Annotated in this window: 21 protein-coding genes; 10 read left to right on the plus strand and 11 right to left on the minus strand. The window is 68.7% G+C overall.

Annotation, left to right across the window (positions count from 1 at the left end):
- Positions 1-891: 891 nt before the first annotated feature.
- The gene (locus SLUN_RS30070) at positions 892-1,539 is read right to left on the minus strand and encodes a response regulator (RefSeq protein ID WP_108153103.1); all 648 of its coding nucleotides are present in this window, start codon (positions 1,537-1,539) and stop codon (positions 892-894) included.
- A complete protein-coding gene (locus tag SLUN_RS30075; protein WP_108153104.1) occupies positions 1,536-2,681 on the minus strand; it encodes a sensor histidine kinase in 1,146 nt (381 codons plus the stop codon). Before SLUN_RS30075 ends, SLUN_RS30070 begins: the two co-directional genes overlap by 4 nt.
- A gap of 230 nt (positions 2,682-2,911) precedes the next feature.
- Here SLUN_RS30075 and SLUN_RS30080 point away from each other — a divergent pair, with 230 nt between their 5' ends.
- Positions 2,912-3,367: a DUF6326 family protein gene (locus tag SLUN_RS30080; protein ID WP_217505176.1), complete on the plus strand. Its 456-nt coding sequence runs from the start codon at positions 2,912-2,914 to the stop codon at positions 3,365-3,367.
- 74 nt (positions 3,368-3,441) lie between these two features.
- On the opposite strand, the gene SLUN_RS30085 is transcribed toward SLUN_RS30080, so the two are convergent.
- The 3 genes from SLUN_RS30085 to SLUN_RS41610 all read right to left on the minus strand — a co-directional run bounded on the left by SLUN_RS30085 (position 3,442) and on the right by SLUN_RS41610 (position 5,084).
- On the minus strand, positions 3,442-4,359 hold the full coding sequence (locus SLUN_RS30085; RefSeq protein ID WP_159100349.1) for an IS66 family transposase: 918 nt from the start codon (positions 4,357-4,359) through the stop codon (positions 3,442-3,444).
- A 72-nt stretch (positions 4,360-4,431) separates the two neighbouring features.
- Positions 4,432-4,833, minus strand: coding sequence for a hypothetical protein (locus tag SLUN_RS30090; protein ID WP_108153107.1), 402 nt, complete (start codon positions 4,831-4,833; stop codon positions 4,432-4,434).
- Positions 4,834-4,886: 53 nt separating this feature from the next.
- Positions 4,887-5,084: a hypothetical protein gene (locus SLUN_RS41610; protein ID WP_254709912.1), complete on the minus strand. Its 198-nt coding sequence runs from the start codon at positions 5,082-5,084 to the stop codon at positions 4,887-4,889.
- 264 nt (positions 5,085-5,348) lie between these two features.
- On the opposite strand from SLUN_RS41610, the gene SLUN_RS30100 reads away from it, so the two are divergent.
- Positions 5,349-5,918, plus strand: a complete 570-nt coding sequence (locus SLUN_RS30100; RefSeq protein WP_254708298.1) for an NUDIX hydrolase — start codon at positions 5,349-5,351, stop codon at positions 5,916-5,918.
- A 14-nt stretch (positions 5,919-5,932) separates the two neighbouring features.
- On the opposite strand, the gene SLUN_RS30105 is transcribed toward SLUN_RS30100, so the two are convergent.
- The 4 genes from SLUN_RS30105 to SLUN_RS30125 form a co-directional block, all read right to left on the minus strand.
- Complete coding sequence (locus tag SLUN_RS30105; protein WP_108153109.1) at positions 5,933-6,136, minus strand: hypothetical protein; 204 nt, start codon at positions 6,134-6,136, stop codon at positions 5,933-5,935.
- 112 nt (positions 6,137-6,248) lie between these two features.
- Positions 6,249-7,256 carry a hypothetical protein gene (locus SLUN_RS30110; protein WP_108153110.1) on the minus strand — a complete coding sequence of 336 codons (1,008 nt, stop codon included), beginning with the start codon at positions 7,254-7,256 and terminating at the stop codon, positions 6,249-6,251.
- Between the two features lie 34 nt (positions 7,257-7,290).
- On the minus strand, positions 7,291-7,830 hold the full coding sequence (locus SLUN_RS30115; protein ID WP_159100350.1) for a site-specific integrase: 540 nt from the start codon (positions 7,828-7,830) through the stop codon (positions 7,291-7,293).
- A gap of 537 nt (positions 7,831-8,367) precedes the next feature.
- On the minus strand, positions 8,368-9,402 hold the full coding sequence (locus tag SLUN_RS30125; RefSeq protein WP_108153112.1) for a PucR family transcriptional regulator: 1,035 nt from the start codon (positions 9,400-9,402) through the stop codon (positions 8,368-8,370).
- A 107-nt stretch (positions 9,403-9,509) separates the two neighbouring features.
- Here SLUN_RS30125 and SLUN_RS30130 point away from each other — a divergent pair, with 107 nt between their 5' ends.
- From SLUN_RS30130 to SLUN_RS30155, 5 genes are all read left to right on the plus strand, one after another.
- Complete coding sequence (locus SLUN_RS30130) at positions 9,510-10,406, plus strand: alpha/beta hydrolase (protein WP_108155012.1); 897 nt, start codon at positions 9,510-9,512, stop codon at positions 10,404-10,406.
- A gap of 163 nt (positions 10,407-10,569) precedes the next feature.
- Positions 10,570-11,757 (plus strand): serine hydrolase domain-containing protein, encoded by a 1,188-nt coding sequence (locus SLUN_RS30135; RefSeq protein WP_257153816.1) that lies wholly within the window; start codon positions 10,570-10,572, stop codon positions 11,755-11,757.
- A 117-nt stretch (positions 11,758-11,874) separates the two neighbouring features.
- Positions 11,875-12,078 (plus strand): hypothetical protein, encoded by a 204-nt coding sequence (locus SLUN_RS30145; protein WP_108153113.1) that lies wholly within the window; start codon positions 11,875-11,877, stop codon positions 12,076-12,078.
- A 449-nt stretch (positions 12,079-12,527) separates the two neighbouring features.
- Positions 12,528-14,627: an elongation factor G gene (fusA, locus tag SLUN_RS30150; RefSeq protein WP_108153114.1), complete on the plus strand. Its 2,100-nt coding sequence runs from the start codon at positions 12,528-12,530 to the stop codon at positions 14,625-14,627.
- A 428-nt stretch (positions 14,628-15,055) separates the two neighbouring features.
- The gene (locus SLUN_RS30155) at positions 15,056-15,790 is read left to right on the plus strand and encodes a TetR/AcrR family transcriptional regulator (RefSeq protein ID WP_108153115.1); all 735 of its coding nucleotides are present in this window, start codon (positions 15,056-15,058) and stop codon (positions 15,788-15,790) included.
- 177 nt (positions 15,791-15,967) lie between these two features.
- On the opposite strand, the gene SLUN_RS30160 is transcribed toward SLUN_RS30155, so the two are convergent.
- Positions 15,968-17,026 (minus strand): medium chain dehydrogenase/reductase family protein, encoded by a 1,059-nt coding sequence (locus SLUN_RS30160; RefSeq protein ID WP_108153116.1) that lies wholly within the window; start codon positions 17,024-17,026, stop codon positions 15,968-15,970.
- A 204-nt stretch (positions 17,027-17,230) separates the two neighbouring features.
- Here SLUN_RS30160 and SLUN_RS30165 point away from each other — a divergent pair, with 204 nt between their 5' ends.
- A complete protein-coding gene (locus tag SLUN_RS30165) occupies positions 17,231-17,590 on the plus strand; it encodes a UBP-type zinc finger domain-containing protein (RefSeq protein ID WP_108153117.1) in 360 nt (119 codons plus the stop codon).
- A gap of 13 nt (positions 17,591-17,603) precedes the next feature.
- On the opposite strand, the gene SLUN_RS30170 is transcribed toward SLUN_RS30165, so the two are convergent.
- Positions 17,604-18,548, minus strand: a complete 945-nt coding sequence (locus SLUN_RS30170; RefSeq protein ID WP_108153118.1) for a DUF5996 family protein — start codon at positions 18,546-18,548, stop codon at positions 17,604-17,606.
- Between the two features lie 430 nt (positions 18,549-18,978).
- Here SLUN_RS30170 and SLUN_RS30175 point away from each other — a divergent pair, with 430 nt between their 5' ends.
- Together SLUN_RS30175 and SLUN_RS30180 are read left to right on the plus strand one after the other, a co-directional pair.
- Positions 18,979-19,170 (plus strand): DUF6381 family protein, encoded by a 192-nt coding sequence (locus SLUN_RS30175; RefSeq protein ID WP_108153119.1) that lies wholly within the window; start codon positions 18,979-18,981, stop codon positions 19,168-19,170.
- A gap of 97 nt (positions 19,171-19,267) precedes the next feature.
- The gene (locus SLUN_RS30180; RefSeq protein ID WP_108153120.1) at positions 19,268-19,642 is read left to right on the plus strand and encodes a hypothetical protein; all 375 of its coding nucleotides are present in this window, start codon (positions 19,268-19,270) and stop codon (positions 19,640-19,642) included.
- Positions 19,643-19,697 lie beyond the last annotated feature (55 nt).

The following is a 19,697-nucleotide window of genomic DNA, read 5'->3' on the forward strand; positions in this document are numbered from 1 at the left end:
GCCATGTGCCGATCAATTATGCCTGCGGCACTTCTCCCTCTCGCCTCCACTGTGCATCTGAGCACGCGGCGCCGCCTGTTCTTTAGGCCAAACGGGTGACATCTCCTCACCGTTAGCTAAAGCCCGTGGGCCAGGGCGGCATAAACGAGCGGTGCGCGTCGGTCGTATCTTGGAGAACGCGGTATCTCAGTGGCGTTGTAGGCCGCCGTGCCAACACCTTCGAGGCCACCCCCCACCCCGAGGCCCATAGCAAGCGCTCCTCCACCAGCAGCGAAAGGAAAGGCAGTCGCGAAAGCGGCTGCCAAGACGCCACCTATGCCGTTGAAGGTGACCTTCGGCCAGTTGTTTCTATTCAGGCTCTTATCATGCGCGGCGCACATTTGGGTTTGATAGACGACCGATGCAAGTTGTCACTATTCAAGCAACTGTCGGCACGAGGCTGGAGGAAGTCCGAGCCCGTAACTGTCCATGCGGAACAGCCAATGCTGATGTGGAAACTACTCGCGGCAAAGTATGGCCGAAAGGGCATCTATTCCCGAGCAGGTGACCCGCTTGGAATCCAAGCCCACGTCCTACGGAGTATTGCCCCCGAACCGGTAGCTGCCTAGCCGCTGCTTTGACGACTGGTCTCGCAGGAGCTACGTCGACAGTCCGGTGGACGCGCGGGGCACGCACCACGGAGCTAGTTCCCATGCCAGCGTCCTCTTTGACGGGACGCCGACGGTGTCCCCATGCTAGACGGTCCCGAACCTGCAGCGTGTTCCAGACCGAGCCTCTCGAATAGCAACGGACCGGGGGAGTGGCGTACTACAAGGCTGGTCGATATGCGCGCGAGCCGCTTTGTGACGCTGTGGGGGGTTGCGGCAAACGGCGGCGGGAGCCTTTGCGGCGTCAGATGCGGCCGGTCTCGTGGGCCCACATGGCGACCTCGACGCGGTTTCGGGCGCCGAGCTTTCGCATGAGGCTGGCGAGGTGGGCTTTGACGGTGCTTGGGGTGATATGGAGCTCGTTGGCGATCTCATTGTTGGTGCGGCCTTGGGCTACAGGCACGAGGACTTCCTCCTCGCGGGCGGTGAGCGGTTCTATCGGCTGCCTTGGTGGTGGGGTCTGTGCGTGGGCGAACGCTGCGAGCAGTCGGACAGTCACGCTGGGTGCGATCAGTGCGTCTCCGTCGGCGGCGGCGTGGATGGCCTGGGTCAGCAGGGCGGGTCCGGCGTCCTTGAGCAGGAACCCGCGGGCGCCGGCTTTGAGCGCCCCGTGGACATACTCGTCGAGATCGAAGGTGGTGATGACCACGATCGGCAGGGGATCGGTGACGTCGGGGCCGGCGAGGCGTCGGGTGGCTTCGATGCCGTCCATCAGCGGCATTCGGATGTCGAACAGGCCGACGTCGGGGCGCAGCTGGAGCGCCAGGCGGACTGCCTCGCGCCCGTCGGCGGCCGCGCCGACCACTTCGATGTCGGGTTGGGCGTCGAGCAGCATCGTCAGCCCGGTGCGCACGATGGGCTGGTCGTCGGCGATGAGGACCCTGATGCTCATCGTGGCGTCCCGGTTCGGGGCAGGACCGCCTCTACCCGCCAGCCCCGCTCGGCGGCGGGGCCTGCGTGGAATGTGCCGCCGAGCAGTGAGGCGCGTTCCCGCATGCCCACCAGGCCGTAGCCTGCTGGGGCGCGGCCGCCAGCGGCGGAGCCGTCGTCGTCGATGGTCAGCCGTACCTGGTCGGCGTCGCCTGTGACGGCGACGGTGACCTGGGTCGCGTGGCGGGCGTGCCGTCGAGCGTTGGTGATGGACTCCTGGGCTAGGCGGTAGATCGCGGCCCCGACCGCCGGGCTGAGGTCGTCGAACTCGCCGAATAGCGTCACCTCGACGCAGGGACGCGTCTGGCCATCGGTGGCGAGCTGCTCGACCTCGGCCACGCCGGGCTGCGGCGCGAACTCGGTGTCCTGTGTGGCGCGGAGCACGCCGACGATGGCGCGCAGCTCGGTGAGGGTGCGGGTCGCTGCGTCCTCGATGATGGCCAGGGCCTCGATGGCACGCTCGGGGTGGGAGGCCGCGATGGCACGTCCTGCTTGGGCCTGGATGGCGATGCCCGAGACGTGGTGGGCGACGGTGTCGTGGAGTTCACGAGCGAGCTGTTCGCGTTCGCGGGCCTTGGCTTGGTCGATGTCGCGGATGAGGATCTTCGTGTGATAGCGGATCGCGGCGCCGAGCGCGGCGGCGAGCAGGAAGAACCCGTATGCTGCGACCGAATCCGCCAGGCTGGTGGTGTCGGCGACGTTGGTGATGGCCAGCCAGAGCAGGATGACGCCGAGGCCGCTTGCGGCTTCCCGACCGGAGCCCCACCGGAACAGGGCGTAGGCCAGGATCAGCGCCGCGGAGATGCTGTTCAGCAGGGCGCCTTGCGACCCGGTGAGGATTCTGACGATGTCGACGGTCGTCAACGTGCCGAAGGAGACCGCAACCGCGACGAGCGGGTGCGTGCGTCGCCACAGCAGGGGGCCGAGGACCGCGAGCACCGCGAGTAGCAGCAGCGGGCGTGGCGCCAGGTCCTGGCGAAGCACCACTTCCAGCAGGGACCAGCAGATCAGTACTGCGACCAAGGCCCAGTCCCGCGGCCTCCGGTCCGGGGCATTCGTGGGTCGAGGTTCGGCCCACAGCGAGCGGAGTGCGTTGGTGGCCATCTGATCAGCCTAGGCGGCCCGCGTGCTCGGTGTATCCGCCGAAAGTACAAGAGCTCGGCTGTGCCAACGGCCAGGTCGAATCAGGCTCCGCGGCTGATGTGCCCGCCGCCGGCATCCGTGAAGGTGGAAGCACCCACCCAATCAAGCCAGGGAGCATTGTGATGAGAACGCCTCAATCCCATACCCCACTAGAGAATCCGCCGTCCCAGAGCACGCTGGAAGATCTGCGCATGCCCGTGCAGGCCAAGCTCGCAGCAGCATGGACCAGCTTCATGTTCCTCTACATCTACGTCGACTACCTCGCCCTGTACAAGCCCGGCTTCGTCGACGACATCCTGGCCGGCATCGTCCACGAGTTCGACATCGGTCCAACCTTTGTCGCCATTGCGCTCACGCTCATGGCCATCCCGATCCTCATGATCCTGCTCTCCGCGACACTGCCCGCCCGTGTCAACCGCACCATCAACCTCGTCGTAGCAACGCTCTACATCCCCGTCTCGATGTTCAACGCGGTAGGGGAGTCTTGGACCTACTTCTACTTCTACGGCCTCTCCATCGGACTCGAGGTGCTGCTCCTGGCCTTCATCCTGCGCTCCGCCTGGACCTGGCCACGCCGCATCGCATCACCGGCGACCCTGGCAGCCAGCCTCGACAGCGAGCCACTCCGCAGGCCGCAGCAGGCGTGACTGCCCGCCCCGCGCCCGACCATCCTTCGCTCGCGCCACCCGCGGGCACGGTCCATTCAGCGGTGACCTGATGGTCATGCCGGTGTGGCGATGCTCCAGGGATCGCCCAGAAAGGCGTTGCGTAGGGCTGTGAAGACCTCGACGCCGTGGGCTTTGGCCGTGGCGATGTAGGAACGGACGCGGCAGAACGCGGTGAGTCCTCGCATGCTGCGCCAGCTCCCGCTGATCTTGGCTTGGAGCTTGGCCATCCTGATCGCCTGCTCGGCTGGGTTGTTGGTCCACTCGACGTGGAAGTCCAGGGTGAAGTTGAGGACTTGATCGACTCGCTCACGCATCCGTTTCGCCAGCTTGTAGGCGTCGTGGCTGCGGCCGGCGGTCCCGGGGGTGTTCGCGTCGATGCCCTGCTGCGCGGTGTTGAGATACAGATCCCGCAGGCTCTGGCTCGTGGTCGTGGACAGGCCGGCCGCGCCCTGCGTGATCGCGGTGTCGACGGTGCGTCGTGCCTTCTTCAAGGTCTGGCGGATCTGCTCGGCCCACGCCTGATGTTCGGGGTCGGACTCCCACACGGCCTTGAGGTCGCGCAGCAGGTGAGCGCAGCACAGTTGCACCTGGGTGACCTTCCCGCCACGGGTGGGGTCGCTGTATTTGTGGTAGCCGTGCCAGTCATCGCGGATGAGCACTCCGGCGAAGCGCGGCAGGATGTCGAAGCCGTCCACGGCGGCGTGGCTGCGGGTCTGGTGCGCGCCGTACCAGATCAGATTGTCGGTGCGGGCGGTGTAGACGTTCGCCCCGATCGAATCAGCCGAGGGCGGCGTGGAGGAATTCGTCGAGTCCAGCCCCACCTGGCGCCGCAACGCCGCGTTCTGCTCCTCCACCAGGGCGATCAACCTGGCCTGCTCAACCAGCAACTCGTCCTGACCAGCCAACTGATCCCGCTGCAACCGAATCAGCGTGTCCTGCGAAGCGATCAGCTCATCCTTGTCCGCCACCACCTGGCGCAGACGAGCGTTCACCGCACGAAGATCGGACACAAGCCAAGATCGTCCACGAGTTCCGAACGAAGATCAAGCCAGCTCAACCCCACAGGTCACGACCCACCCTGAATGGACACACCCGCGTCGACCCTGCCACGTTCCCTGGGAAAGGGGAGGTACGTAGCCGAGCCAATCTGTTGCGTCCGTCTCTTCGAGAAACTCATCCAGTCCGTATCGCTCGACGATACGATCCGGGGCCGTGTCGAGGATCTCATTGAAGGTCTCCGCGACCGTCTTCAACACCGTCGGACTTGGTGCGGCCTCCACAATGAAGTCAGTCTCGGTCCGGAGCTGTCGGACGAGCTCTCGATCCCGGTCTTCCACCACCCCAGGGCGCATGCGGACGATGCGATCCCAGGTCAGTAGGGCGAGTTTCAGCCAATTGTCGTCCTGAAAGTGCATCCACGGGTAGTACAGGGCGATCGACGGCATCGTTGCTCCATCCACGTGAGGCAAACAGTGTGTCAGGGGAGGGCGCCGATCTTCTACCGGTTCTGTGGTTGACGGCTGGTGATCGTGAGAATTCCGAGGTCGATGACGCCACGGCCGGCGGGGCGGCGGTCGAGCTGGGCGAGCTTCTCCTCCGCGCCGGCGAGGCTGACCCGCAGTCCCTCGACCTCGCCGAGCCAGCCCTCGCGTTCTGCCTCCTTGATGCGCGCTTTCAGGTTGTCGCGGATCTCCACCAACCGCGCCCGCTGGAATGGGTCTGGTCGGAGGAGTGAGCATCTGACACAAGCGTGTTCATGGATGCAAGGTGTTCCAAAGGCGCGTGCGCAGGTGCCGATGGATACCTTTCGTTTTTCAAAATGGGCGAGGAAAGCATCCCACTCTTCGTCGGTGGGGGTTCGGTACTCTTCGCTGGGACGGGCATTCCGGCGGCGGGCGATGAAAGCCCGGTGGGCTTCGATCGTCTCAGCGGGATACACCGCTAATGGTGGAGTCGGGTATTGGAACTGCCCGAATGCCCGGCCGCTGACATGATCGACAGCGTTGTTCGGGGCTGGCAGGCTGGCGCGATGCGGATACCCAGACAAGCAGCCAGAGTCGCGGTCCTGGACCCAGCGGGGTCGGTCTTCATGTTCCGGTATGACAACGAGGAAGTCGGCGTCCACTGGGCGATGCCCGGCGGCGGGCTGGATCCGGGAGAGTCACCGCTGCAGGCGGCTGAGCGCGAGTTGCGCGAGGAGACCGGGTGGACCGACATCGAGGTCGACGGCACCGTGCTGTGCCTGTGGGAACACGACTTCACCAGGGCCGGGGTGCCGGTTCGTCAGCACGAGCAGATCTTCCTCGCGCGTGGTCCCCGCCGAGATCCAGTCGGCGATCTGGCTGCTTCGCATGCCGCAGACAAAATCCTCCGATGGAGGTGGTGGTCGCCCGAGGATCTGGCCGGTGATTCCGAGCCGTTGTGGCCGCCGCAGCTGCCCGCATTGCTCGCCGACGTGTGGAAAGACGGTGCCCCGGCGACGCCCATCGACCTTGGCTATGTCCGCAACGGGGCCGTCAGCGAGAGCTGACCGGAAGGCGCATCTCAGGAGCCTTGCCTTCGGCTGATCTCGGCTGCGTAGGCGCCCCAGTCTCCGGCGGAGGCTCGCTGCCACTTGACGGCGACGGTGATGTCGATGCCGAGGGTGCGGGCGAGGACCGCAGCGGGCAGCTCGGTGGCGAGCTGGAACAGCGCGGTCGAGCGGGCCTCGGCGAGCCGGATGCCGAGTTTGCGGAGCCGTTCGCCCATCGCCCAGGCACTGATCGGGCGGCCGGGCTGGCCGCCGGGGAAGAGCCAGGGCGAGTCTGTCCGGCCGAGGACGGCATGGCTGCGGCGAATATCGACCTGTTGGAGGGCCAGTTCAGCGACGGGTGCGGGAAGTTCGACCGGGACGGCGCCGAGGCGGATGCGGACCGCTCCGTCCGTCTCCTGGATGTGGTCGACGGTGAGCCGAGATCGCCGCGGGCCACTGGGCATAGAGGAGCAACAGCAGGCCGGCGAGGCGGTCTTCGGGCTTGAGGGTGTCGTCGTGCAGCAGGCGTCGGGCGGTGGCCCAGCGGGCTTCGTCGTCCATCGGCTGTGAGGGGCCGGTCCATCGCTCGGCCGGGAAGCTGAGATCGCGGGTGATCTTCTGGGAGAGGGCCCAGCGCACGAAGTGGCCTGCCTCCTGGCGAAGGCGGACGTCGTCGCTGGTCATCCAGCGTTCAAGGTCGGCCTGTCGACAGGTGGCAAGGGTCAGGTTTTGGCTCTCGAGCCAGTTCAGGAGGTAGACGGCCGCCCGCAGATGTTGCCGGGCGACCTGGAGTTGGTAGTGCGTGATCTCCTTGCCGCGGCTGCGACGGCGAAGCCGGCGTAGGAGGTGCCAAGTCGCGTACCGGTGCAGGATTTTCCGTCCCTCGGCCGTCGCATGGGAGGTGACGAGGTCCTTCACGTGCCGTTCGAGGCGGATCATCTGCTCGTCCCGCTTGGGCAGGGCTCCGGTGGCGACGAGGACGCTGCGGATGTGCTCGACGACCTTGCCTTCGGGGAGTTCGTCCAGGGCCTCGTGGGTGAGGGGGCGGCGGCCGGAGCCGAGATCGGACAGGACGGTGGAGACGATTCCCTTGGAGAGCCAACGCATCGCGGTGCTGGCCCGTTCGGTGCCGGCCAGGGCGTCATGGAGGGGCTGCAGCTTCGGGAGTATGGCGCCGGTGTCATCGGCGAGGATCTCGCGGAGCCGCTGCTTGAGGGTGCAGCGCGGGTACGGTCCTGGTGCGTGCAGCCGCTCGGCTTGTCCGCAGGTCGGACACGGACGCCAGAGCTCAGCGTCCGGCGTGGTGCAGGGACCGCAGACGGGGGCGTCGGCGGTGCCGGAGTGAATGCCACGCATTCGTCCGCAGACGGTGCAGTGAGCTTGGCGCCTGTCACAGCCGCCGCAGCGGGGCAGGCCGGTGAGCCGGGTTGCGGTGGGCGTGAGCCCGCCGGCCGCGACGTGATCGGTCCAGCGGAAATGGGTTGAGGACCGGCCCGCTGCCGATGTCGCGGTGGAAGTCGTAGAAACTCCGCAGCACTGTCTCGCTGTGCGCCCGCACCGACGGTGCGTACGGCTTGCCGCCCGCGGCCCACCTGCCCGCCTCGCCCGGGCGTCGCCAGTGCGGACGCCTCGGCTGTCCGGCGACCTGAAGCCAGCGGGAGAAGTCCCTCGCCTCGATTCGGCTCGCTCGGTCCCACGGCACGTCGACAGCCCACAGGAAGCGGAACCAGCGCAGCATGTCCATCCCGTAGGAACGGGCTGTAGCCGCCGAACGACCGGCTCCCTGCAGGTCCTGTAGGAAGGCGCGGGCTCCCTCGACCGCTTCTCTGGCCGGGTCGATGAGCCGGTAGGGCTCCCACGGATCATCCATGGCCACCAGTTCCCCGACCAGGGGGACGGACAGGGCCGCCAAGTCTCGAGATACCTCCATGGCCGACTCAACGACGTCAAAGGTCACTGACCTGCGAAAACTCCGTCAGTAGTTCAGTCAACAGGTCATCAACCAGGGGCCTCCTCTACATGGCCCCGCTCATGACCATAAGGACGCGTTCCGGCGCCTCGTGCGTGACCGGATCGGCGCGGAGGCTGCGGCGGGGGTGCGGTGGAGTGCGCCGCGGCTGATTTGCGTGACTGGCGACTTCACCCGTTATGACATCCACGCCGTGCGCGAGCACCGGCGGACCATCGACCTGGTCCGCTACCGGAGCTTCGGCGACGCCGACTTCGGCCTGGAGACGGTCGCGTCCATCGCCGGGGGCACGGCCGTGCCGCAGGCGGCCCGCCGGCGGGGGACGGCCAGGGCGCAGCGGGCAGCGTCGCCGGGCGCCACGTCCAGCGGGCCCGCAAGTTGTACGCCGAGACCGCGGACGACGGCCGTCGCCGCTACACCGTGCAGCAGATCGCCGACGAACTCGGGGTCAGGCGCACCACCGTGTACGGGTAACTGGAGAGACGAGGCGGATCTTCCTCAGTGGTCGAGTAGCCGCCATGCAGTGAGGGCGAGCCTGGCCCGTATCAGTCCGGTGGGTTCGGTGAGTTCGATGCCCAGGGTCTTCGCGAGCTGTTCGATTCGGCGGGCGACGCTGCTGTGGTGCAGGTGGAGGAGGTCGGCGGCGCGGCGCAGGGAGCCGGTGGCGCAGTAGGTGTCCAGAGTCTCCATGTCTTCTGGGTTGCCGGCGATTCGGGCGATGGCGGCTACGTCGGTGTTGTCTCGTGTGGCGTCCTGAGGTATCTCGGCCAGGAGCGCCAGCGCGCCCAGGTCTTCGTAGCGGATGACGGGTTCGCGCGGGCTGGTGAAGCGGAGGGCGGTGCGGGCTTGCCGCCAGGAGCGGTCGGGGCTGTCGGCGGCGCCGATGCCCGCACGTACGCCCGCTGGAAACCGGGTCGGGTCGATGGTCGTAGTCAGGATGACGCCCACGTCGGCGAGCGCTGCCGCCTTCACCGGGCCGGCCGGGCAGACCAGGGCGCCGATCTGGTCGAGCGGGAGCTGCGAGCGTACGGCGACGACGCGGACGGGCAGGTCGGCGGAGAAACCCAAGAGGCGTAGCGCCCGTGCTCTGGCCGCCTCGTCGCTGTCGGAGCTGATCGCCAGTTCGACGAGGGCGGGGTCGGCCATGCTGGTGCGGGCCGGGCCGTACCGCTCGACGACCGCCGCGGCGGAGATGGCGAGCCGGTCAAGGAGCACTTCGTCGAGCGGATTCGGCGGGCCGGGACGTTCCAGCCACACCGTGCCGACCTCCTCCTCGTCGAGCGTGATCGGCGCCGTGGTGGACGCGGTTGCCGGCGGGGAGGACGCTTGCCTGCCGTCGGGCGCGACGCGGATCACCCGCCCCGTGCTGTGGAGCCGAAACCCGGCCACGCACTCGGCCAGGCCCGCCGAAGCCCGGACGAGCGCCGGGAGATCCACCCGTCGGCGCATCAGCGTGTCGTAGAACGCGATGATGCGGATCGCACCGTCGACGTACGGATCCAGTCCCGACAGCCGTATTGCCAGTGCCTCCATGGCAGAAGGATAGAAGGACAGGGGTGCGCCAGTCGGTGCGTGATCGGGGCGGGATGCGCGACGGATGGCGGATGACCCCCTGGGTGACGACCGTGAGGATGGTCGTCATGGATCCCGAACTCGAAGCGTTCATCCCGTTCCTCCCGCACATGGACATGAATGACCCGGTCACCTCGCGCAAGGACTTCGCCGAGCGTGCCGCTGCCGCGCCGGCACCGGACACCTCGAACATGGAGGTCGAGGACCGCACGGTGTCCGCCGATCCGGACGTGGCGGTCCGGGTCTACCGTCCGCACCGGGCACGAGGTGCCGTCGTCTGGCTGCACGGCGGCGGCGGAGTCTTCGGTGACCTGGACACCGAACATCCGTGGGCCGCCCGGATCGCGGACCTCTCCGGGGCGGTGGTGATCTCGGTGGGCTACCGCCTGGCGCCCGAGCACCGGTTCCCGGCCGCCCTGGACGACGCCTACGCCGTACTGACCTGGACGGCCGAGCACGCGGACGAACTCGGCACCGACCCGGCGCGGATCGCGGTCGGAGGGCACAGTGCCGGCGCTAACCTCGCGGCCGCGGTGGCGTTGCGGGCCCGCGACCAGCAGGGGCCGGCGATCCGCTTCCAACTCCTCAACCAGCCCGGACTCGACGACCGGCAGGAGACGTGGTCGGCGCGGAACTTCACCGACACGCCCTGGTTCAATCGCGACAAGCTCGCCGCGGCGTGGCGGCACTACCTGGGCTCCCAGCCCGCCACACCGTACGCCACCCCCGCGCGGGCCACCGATCTGTCCGGCCTGCCATCGGCCTACATCGCCACCGCGGAATTCTGTCCCAACCGCGACGAGGGCATCGCGTACGCACTGGGCCTGATGCAGGCAGGCGTGTCGGTCGAGCTCCACCAGTGGCCCGGCACCTTCCACGGATCGCAGGCGATCCTGTCCGCCGACGTCTCGCAGCGGCAGAACCTCGAACTCGGCGCCGCCCTGCGCCGCGCCCTGGCCGAGTGACCCGTGGATACCGAAAGGCACGGGGAGAGTCCCCGTCGCACTCATCGATCATGAAAGGACGGATGTCTTGAAGTTCCGACTGGTGTTCTGTGCAAGCGCAGCCGCGCTGAGTGTTTGTGCGGGCACGGTGGCGGCAGCTCCCGCGCCCAACGGGACAAGGGACGTGCCGGCCGGCAGTACGAGCCCGTCGACCGGCTTCGATCCCGCGGATCTGAAGTCCGCGTTGGACGGTGTCCACCGCGCGGGGATACCGGGGGTGTACGCCGAGGTGCGCGATGCCGGCCGGACATGGCGGGGCGCTTCCGGGGTCGCCGATGTCACGACCGGCCGCCCCGTCACGCCCGACATGCGGCAGCGCGTCGGCAGCATCACCAAGACCTTCACCGCCGCCGCCGTCATGCAGCAGGTCGAGCAGGGCCGGATCCAACTCGATGCGCCGATCGGCGGCTATCTGCCGCAGCTGGTGCCGGGGGAGCGCGGCAGGAAGATCACGGTCCGGATGCTGCTCAACAACACCAGCGGCATCCCCGATTACATCCCCTATGCATTCCCGTCCCTCCAGGCGTTCCCTTCCCTGCCGGACGTCTCGCCCAAGAGCCTGGACGACAACCGGTTCAGGCAGTTCCGCCCGGCCGAGCTGATCCAGATGGGGCTCGCGGCACCTCCCGCCAGCGAGCCCGGAGCCCCTACAGGGGTGTACTCCAACACCAATTACCTTCTCCTCGGCCAACTCCTGGAGCAGGTGACCGGTACCCCGGCCGAGGAGTACATCACCCGGAACGTCATCGAGCGTGCCCGGCTCCGGCACACCGAGTTTCCGGCAGGGACTCGTATCAAGGGACCGCACTCGCGGATGTACGAGGCCTTCTACGGCTTGATCGACCCGCCGCGCGACTACAGCGTCTACAACATGTCCTGGACGGGGACGGGGGCCGCTCTCGTATCGACCATGGAGGATCTCAACCGTTTCTACGCCAAGCTGCTCGACGGCGAGATCGTCAACCGGTCGTCGCTGGCGCAGATGCAGCGCACGGTCCCGGTCCGCGCCCTGGACGGAACGATGATCGACTACGGTCTCGGCCTGCACAAGGTCGGCACGGGCTGCGGCACGTTCTGGGGCCACGACGGCACGGTCTGGGGGGCCGGGACGATGTCCCTGACCCGGGCCGACGGCAAGCGTCAGATGTCCGTCGCGGTCAACCTCCAGAGGTGGAACAAGCCGGACTCCTCGGGGAAGCCGCAGCCCCACCCCATCGACTACGCGCTGTCGACGCTGTACCGGCAAGCGATGTGCGGTGATGGAAACGCCGAGGCCGAGAATGCCTCGCAGGTCCCGGCGTTCGTCCCGTAGCCGCAGTGCCGCACGCTCGCCGACCAAGGTCGCTGGATGAACGGCGGCCCGGCACCTTCCACGGGTCGCAGGCGATCCTGTCCGCCGAGGTCTCGCAGCGACAGATCGCCGAACTCAGTGCAGCCCGCCGCGTCCTGGCCAAGTGAGGCCGTCGCGGCCGGCCAGACCGGCCACGACAAGCTCGGCCACGTGCCCGGTCATGACAAGCCACATAACCGCGTCGAAGCGAACGCGATCTTCGGCGAACCCAGTGAGGCAGCCGCGACGGCCTCGCTGAACGTCGCCACCGCCCTGTCCATCGCAGCCGAATGGAACGCGTGACTCACCTGCAACTGCTGCGTACTGGAAGGAACCTGCCGGCAGAAAGGGCAGCGGGGCATTAAACCGGTGTCGGGAGCCCGTCCTGTCTCCCTAGACTCGGCTCGCTCGGTGCGAACGGCATCGCAGCGCGTTCCTGCCGTCGAGGGGAGTCGACCATGCGTTGCCGCACTGCGCTCGTTCCTCCCCGGTCACGGTACGACGTGATCCTGGTGTCCAGGTCCACCCGGTGCCGGCTGCGCGGCCGCCACCGGAAGTCCGTGACGAACGCCTGACCCCTGCCCGCCCTCGGCGACCGCCGAGTCACCCGGCCGGTGCGCCCTGCTGCGCCCGTGCCGCTTGCGCGCACCGGGCAGGCGCAAGGCCAAGGCCGTGACAGACGCTGTCACCGAGGCCGTTTCGTCCGGGAATTGCGCTGCCCCGCTCCACAACACCCTGAAAGGCCCTGGGCCGTGCGCACCGACCTGCGACACCGATCCACCAGTCCACTGACCCGCGTCCGGAATCTGGGCATCCTCGCCCACGTCGACGCCGGCAAGACCACCGTCACCGAGCGGATCCTGTACCTCACCGGCGCCACCCACAAGCGGGGTGAGGTCCATGACGGCACGACCGTCACCGACTTCGACTCGCAGGAGCGGGATCGTGGCATCACCATCTTTGCCGCCGCGGTGAGTTGTGTCTGGGGCGGCCACCGGATCAACGTGATCGACACACCCGGCCACGTCGACTTCTCCGACGAGGTGGAACGCTCGCTGCGCGTACTCGACGGTGCGATCGCGGTGTTCGACGCCGTCGCGGGAGTCGAACCGCAGAGCGAGGCCGTGTGGCGGCAGGCCGACCGACACGCGGTGCCCCGGATCGCGTTCGTCAACAAACTGGACCGGGCCGGAGCGGACCTCGACTCGGCGGTCCGGTCGATCGGCGAACGACTTCACACCGTCCCGCTGGTGGTCCAGCTGCCGATCGGGCAGGAGGACGAGTTCACCGGCGTGGTGGATCTGCTGCGCATGCGTTCACTGATCTGGACAGCCGGCCGCGACACGTACGAGGAAGGCCCGGTGCCGGTTGCCCTGCGCGAAGAGGCGCTGCGGCGCCGCCGCGTGCTGGAGGAGGCGGTGGCCGAGCTCCATCCGGCCGCCTTGGAGGAGTTCTGCGAGCGGTCGGCGGTCTCCGAACAGACGCTGGCAGGGGCTCTGCGCGACCTGACCCGCACGGGTGAGGGCGTTGTGGTGCTGTGCGGATCGGCGTACCGCAACTGTGGGATCGAGCCGCTGCTGGAGGCTGTCGTGGCCTATCTGCCCTCGCCGCTGGACGTGCCGCCGGTACGCGGCACCCAGGACGGCGCGGTGCAGGAGCGGGCCGCCGACCCTGCCGCGCCGTTCGCGGGGCTGGTGTTCAAGGTGAACTCGACCGCCACGGGACGGCTGACGTATCTGCGCGTGTACGCAGGAACGATTCAGAAGGGAGACGCTGTGCTGGATGCGGGCGCTCACCGCTCGGAACGGATCGGCCGGATCCTGCGCGTACAGGCCGACCGGCATGCGGAGATGGACCGGGCGGTGGCCGGGGACATCGTCGCCGTGGTCGGGCTGAAGGCAGCCCGCTCCGGGGCGACGCTGTGTGCGCCGGCCGCGCCGTTGCTCCTCGAACCGCCCACCGCAGCCGCTCCGGTGGTCACTGTGGCGGTCGAGGCACGCAGCCGCCTCGATGCCGATCGGCTGGCGACGGCGCTGGCTCGGCTGGTCGAGGAGGACCCGTCCCTCGCGGTCCGGACCGATCCCGAGACCGGCCAGACGGTGCTGTCGGGCATGGGCGAGTTGCACCTTGAGGTCGCGGTGGAGAAGATCCGTCGTGCCCACGGCCTGGAGGTCGGCGTCGGCCGGCCGCGGGTGGCGTACCGCGAGACTGTTGCCCGCGGCGTGTCGGGGCTGGCGTACCGGCACGTCAAACAGGACGGCGGTGCAGGGCAGTTCGCGCATGTCGTCCTCGATGTCGAACCGCTGAAGCCTGCCGCAGCCGATGGCAGCGGCAGCGCCGAGGGCTTCGAGTTCCTGTCGACTGTCACCGGCGGGCGAGTGCCGCAGGAGTACATCCGCGCGGTGGAGGCCGGCTGCCGGGACGCCCTGGCCGAGGGCCCGCTCGGCGGTCACCCGGTGACCGGGGTGCGGGTGACCCTGACCGACGGAGCCACGCATTCCAAGGACTCGTCGGAGATGGCGTTCAGGACAGCCGGCCGGCTGGGGCTGCGTGAGGCACTGCGCGCCGGCGTGATGGCACTGCTGGAACCGGTGGTCGAGGTCACGGTCACCGTGCCCGACGACGCCGTGGGCGCGGTGCTCGGCGACCTTGCGGCACGGCGCGGCAGGGTCGCCGGCCAGGCCGCGCGGTCCGGCACGGCGGTGATCACCGCGACCGTGCCGCTGGCTGAGCTGTTCGGCTACGCGTCCCGGCTGCGCAGCCGCACCCAGGGCCGGGGAACGTTCACGACCCGGGCCACCGGGTACGTGCCGGCACCGGCATCGGTGTCCGGCGGGACGCTGTCGTCGTAGCGCCCGGGACGGCCCCGCCCACGGGCGGGGCCGTCCCGGCCGGGACGGCCCCGCTGCCGGCTTCGCCCGTGGTGGGCGGGGCCGTCCACCGCTCAGACCCGCGCAGGCGCTCAGCCGCTGCCGAGCACCGTCGCGATCAGCCTTGGCCATGCCGACTCAGCCCCAGGCAACGGTGAAACGTCCGTGGTCGAGTGCCGTGCCCACGACGCCGGCGCGGCGGCGGTCATCTCATGCACGGTGACGAGGCCGTGCGGCGCGCTGCACACCCGCCCAGTCGGCGGCCTCCTGCCGTACGGAGGCGGCGAAGGCGAGGAACTCGCCGCCGTGACGGCCTGGCGGCGTCGTCGCATCACCTGGCGCGCGAGGTTCCCGATGGCTATTGCTTGAGTTAGTGTCTATAACTCAAGCAATGGGGAGGTTCGAACGGCATGGCGGTCAGCGGAAAGTCCACACCGCGTCAGCGGTACCGGGACCAGGTGCGCGGAGAGATCAAGCAGGCCGCGCTGGAGCAGATCCGGACCGGAGGCGCCCCCGCGCTGAGTCTCAACGCCGTGGCCAAGCAGCTCGGCGTCACCGGCCCGGCCCTGTACAAGTACTTCAAGAACCGCGACGACCTGCTCACCGAGCTCATCTGTGACGCGTACGACGACGCCGCCTCGGCGATGCGACGGGCGGCCGTACGCGTGGCGGACGGGTCACCCCGGGAGCGGCTTCATGCGCTCGGTACGGCGTACCGGCAGTGGGCTGTCGATGCTCCCCACCTCTATCAGCTGCTCGCGGGTACGCCGTCGCCCTCCTACCAGGCCCCCGCGGAGACGGTCGAGCGGGCCAGGGCCGTCCTCGGGCCCTTCCTTCCCGTGCTCGGAGGCGGGCACTGCCCTCCTGCCGCCGAGGAACTCCGGGCGCAGATGCGGCGGTGGCTCGACGAGACCCCGGCGGTCGTCGAGTGGGTCAGCAGCAACATGCCGGACGCGGACGCGGACGCGGACCCGGACCCGGCCACGGCGCTCGCGGGGACGATCATCGTCTGGGCGCGTCTCCACGGCATCGTCAGCCTTGAAGTGCAAGGGCAGTTCAGCGGCATGGGGCACCGGGTGGCGACCCTGGTCGATGCGGAGTTGGGTGCGCTCGCCGATTCCATGGGGATGGCGGGGAAGGGTTGACGCTCGCCCCTGACACGGCGGCCTGACGCGAACCGGGGCCGGGTGCGGGGCAGTTGCTGCCCGGCACCCGGCCCCTTCATGTGGTGAGCCGTCCCATGGCGAGTGGACCCTGAGTACGTTCGAGGGCCCCGGCGCATCCGCCGGGGCCCTCGAACTGAACGGTGTCGCGCACGGCGGTCAGGCCGCCGGGTCGGGCACCAGCACGACCTTGCCCGTCACCGTGCCGGACTCGGCGAGCCGCATCGCTTCGGCGGCCTGGGACAGCGGGACTCGGGCGGCGACCTGGGCCTCGATGACCCCGTCCGCGAGGAGCGCGAAGACCTGCGCGAGGTCCGTACGCAGCCGGGCACGGAAGCCGTCGGCCCGCCTCTTCCCGGCCCAGATGTTGAAGAAGTGCGCGCGCCGCGCGTTGGGAAGCAGGTTCCAGAGCATGAGGCGCCCGATCAGCTTGAGGACGGGTGCCTTGGACGATCCGGTGGCGTCGCGGGTGGAGGCGGTGCCGTACGAGACGAGCGTGCCGCCGGGAGCGAGCATGCGGAACGAGTCGACGATGCCCTCGCCGCCGACGTGGTCGAAGACGGCGTCGACCCCGTTCGGCGCCAGTTCCCGCAGGCGCGCGTGGAGGCCGGGGTCCCGGTAGTCGACGGGCGTGACCCCCAGCTGCCGGAGGGTGTCGTGGTGGCGCGGAGAGGCCGTGCCGATCACCCGTACACCCGCGTGCCGAGCCAGCTGCACGAGCGTGGAGCCGACCCCGCCGTTCGCGCCGAGGACGAGCACGGTCTGTCCCGGCTCGACCGCCGCGATGCGGTGCAGCATCTGCCAGGCGGTGATGCCGTTGACGACGAGCGTCTCGGCGTCTGCGGAGGCGACCGAGTCCGGAACCTCCACCAGGTCGGCGGCCTCCACGACGACATGGCTGGCCCACCCGCCGGTCTTGGTGAGCACCGCGAAACGGTGGCCGACGAGGCCGGGATCGGCCTCGGGGCCCACGGCCGCCACCCGGCCCACCAGGTCGTACCCGGGCACGAAGGGGAAAGGTGGCTGGTCGTAGTACTTGCCCCGGCGCATCTGCTGCTCGGCGAAGGAGACCCCGGTCGCCTCCATGGCCAGCAGCACCCGGCCACGGCCCGGCGCCGGCACCGGACCGCGTCGTACCTCGAGGCCGTCGGGCTCGACGGCACCCGGCAGTACCACCTCGGTCGCCGTCAGCCGATCGGTTGCCTGCTGCTTGGTCATCGCAATCTCCCTGATTGGTTTTCCATTGGTTCGTTGGTTATCGGCTCTAACTTAAGTGTGCACCTATCGCGCTGGATGGTCAAGCAGGGAAACGGAGCTGCGCCCGGTGCGTGGCAGCGGCGCTCGAGGCGCTCCGTGCTACCCGGCCGGTTACGATGCAGAGAGTCAGGTCGCTGACCTCAACAGGCCGAACCGAGGCATGTCATGGCACAAGACCAGATCCCAGGTATCGATCCCACCGCGGCTCCGAGCGGAGACGGTTGCGTGGAGTGCCTGGCCGGCGACGGGCCGGGATGGTGGTTCCACCTGCGGCGCTGCGCCGCGTGCGGGCACATCGGCTGCTGCGATTCCTCACCGTCGCAGCACGGCACGAAGCACGCACGCGAGGCGGGACACCCCTTCCTGACCAGCTTCGAGCCGGGAGAGAACTGGTTCTGGAATATCGAGACCGACCAGTACTACGACGGGCCTGAGCTGCCCCCACCCACCGCGCACCCGGTCTCCCAGCCGACCCCGGGCCCGCTGGGCACGGTCCCCGCGGACTGGGAGCGGCACCTCAACTGACGGTGCTGTCGGCTCAGACGCGTGGGACCGCCAGCTGCGGGTCCGTGATTCCGCCCGGAGAGGCGAGCCGGGTGATGTCCCAGCCGGCGAGTCCGGCTCCGGCTTGGTACGCGCTCTCGTAGAAGCCGAGTACGGCGGCCCGGGGATCGCTCGCGGCGCGGGCCGCGTCGTAGGGCAGCACGGCCAGGTGCGTGTTGTTGCGCGCCACCCAGAGTGCCGACGCGGGCTCGAGCGGCTCCCCGGTCAGAGCCGCAGGCTCGGGGGCGGTGTAGGAGTAGAAGGCCGGCTCGGCGTACGTATCGTCACCGAACCAGAATCCGAAGCTGATGAGCTCCCGGGAGTAGGCCTCCCGCGATACGGGATCGACCTGCGGCGGCTGGTCGACCCGGCGCCCGGAGAAGCGGGTGTGGGCGATGTCGAGGCTGTGCCAGAAATGGTGTACGGGGCTGGCCTTTCCCGAATAGCCGGCTGCGAATTCCTCCAGCACCAGCGCCACCTGGCTGAGGACCTGCCAGTAGCGGCCGGCCCGTACGGGATCGTAGGCCGCATGCTCGGTGTCCTCGGCGAACGGCCGGCCGGCATCGGGCAGGTCGAAGGGGCTGGGAATGTCCAACTTCACCTGGACGCCCAGCGAGTTCAGAGCGGCCAGGGTGTTTCTGTAGAAGGACGCCACGGACTGGCCCACAAGCGGGAAGGACCTCGCGCCGCCGTCCAGCGTCGCGAGGACGAGTCGGTGGTCGACGAAATCGAAATCGATCGTGAAGACCGGACTACCGTCGAGCTGTCCCATCGGACGTGTGGTCATGCCGCGTCCGGTGAGATGGAACGGCACGTTCCACCAGTGATTGCGCCGGGCACTCGCGACGAGGCGGATCTTGCCGACGACCTGTGTGAATCGGTGCAGGGTCTCTTTGGTGTCCTGCCACTCCGCGAGCGGTATGGGCGGGAACAACTCCATCGCGTTCCCCTTCCTGCTCGGCGCTCGTACCGGCCGGGCCATTCCATGATGGCCACGGCCCGGCACGTACGGCACCTCGCCGGACCCCGCGGCCGTCAGGCAGGTCGACTGTCGGCGTCGTGCGCTCAGCGGTGCCCGAGACCAGGTTCCGTTCACCGAACGGAGTCGTAGACGTACAGAACGCGGGAGCCGTACTTCTCGTCGGTCACACAGCCTCCTCGTCGGTCATACGGCGCACACGGTTCGCCACAGGCACTCTCCGGTCGCCACGACGGTGTCAGTGATCTGCCTGGCCGGCTCAACGATATTTGAGCACCGCTGACCTGCGGATTCGTCGGGCGGTAGCGGACGGTGACGCTTCGAGGTGCGAGCGTGGCGCGGCCCTGGTTCTCTGATGGAGCCCGCTCTCCCTACAGTCCAAGGAGTGACAATGAGCGTCGCAGGCGAATCCCGAGGCCGAGCGCAGCAGATGCGCGAGAAGGCACAGCAGCTGACCGAGGCCGCGGAACGCGCGACTGACCCGCAGCAGCGCCAGAAGCTCCAGGAGAAGGCGCAGCGGCTGCAGGAGCAGATGAAGCAAGAGGGCTCGATGGGCACGCAGGACCAGCGCCTCCCTGAGTGAAGCAGCCGGCCTTCACCAGCCGATGGCCTCCAGTCCCCAGGCGCGGACTGGAGGCCATGGGCCGGTCCGCAGGCGCCTGGGAAAGGCGGAGATCTCCGTGAACAGCACACAGGAGTACACGACACCGGTCGTCGTAACGCTCAGCGAGTGCTCGAAAGAGGACGCGCACGTCGTCTTCCGCGTCCTGAAGCAGACGTTCGCCTCGGACCGGGACGCCGACGACGCACCGCAGTACTCGGCCCACCCGGACACGACGGTGTGGACCGCGACGTTCGACGTGTCTCCCGAGCACGCCCCCGCCGAACCGGTGCCGCTGTCCGCGTCCGTCCGGGCCGATGTGCAGGGCGGTTACTGGGCGGTGGACCGGCTTCAGGAAGCGCTGTCGGCCGCGTTCGACGTCCGGGAAGAGGGCATGGCCGCCGGCGATCAGGAGAAGGACATCCAGCTGCGGCTCGCGAGCGGAAGCCGGTAGTACGGCCCGGACACTCCCGACCCGCGCCGCGGGTCCCCGTACCAACGCTGCCAAG

The sequence above is a fragment of the Streptomyces lunaelactis genome (assembly GCF_003054555.1).
Lineage (GTDB): Bacteria > Actinomycetota > Actinomycetes > Streptomycetales > Streptomycetaceae > Streptomyces > Streptomyces lunaelactis.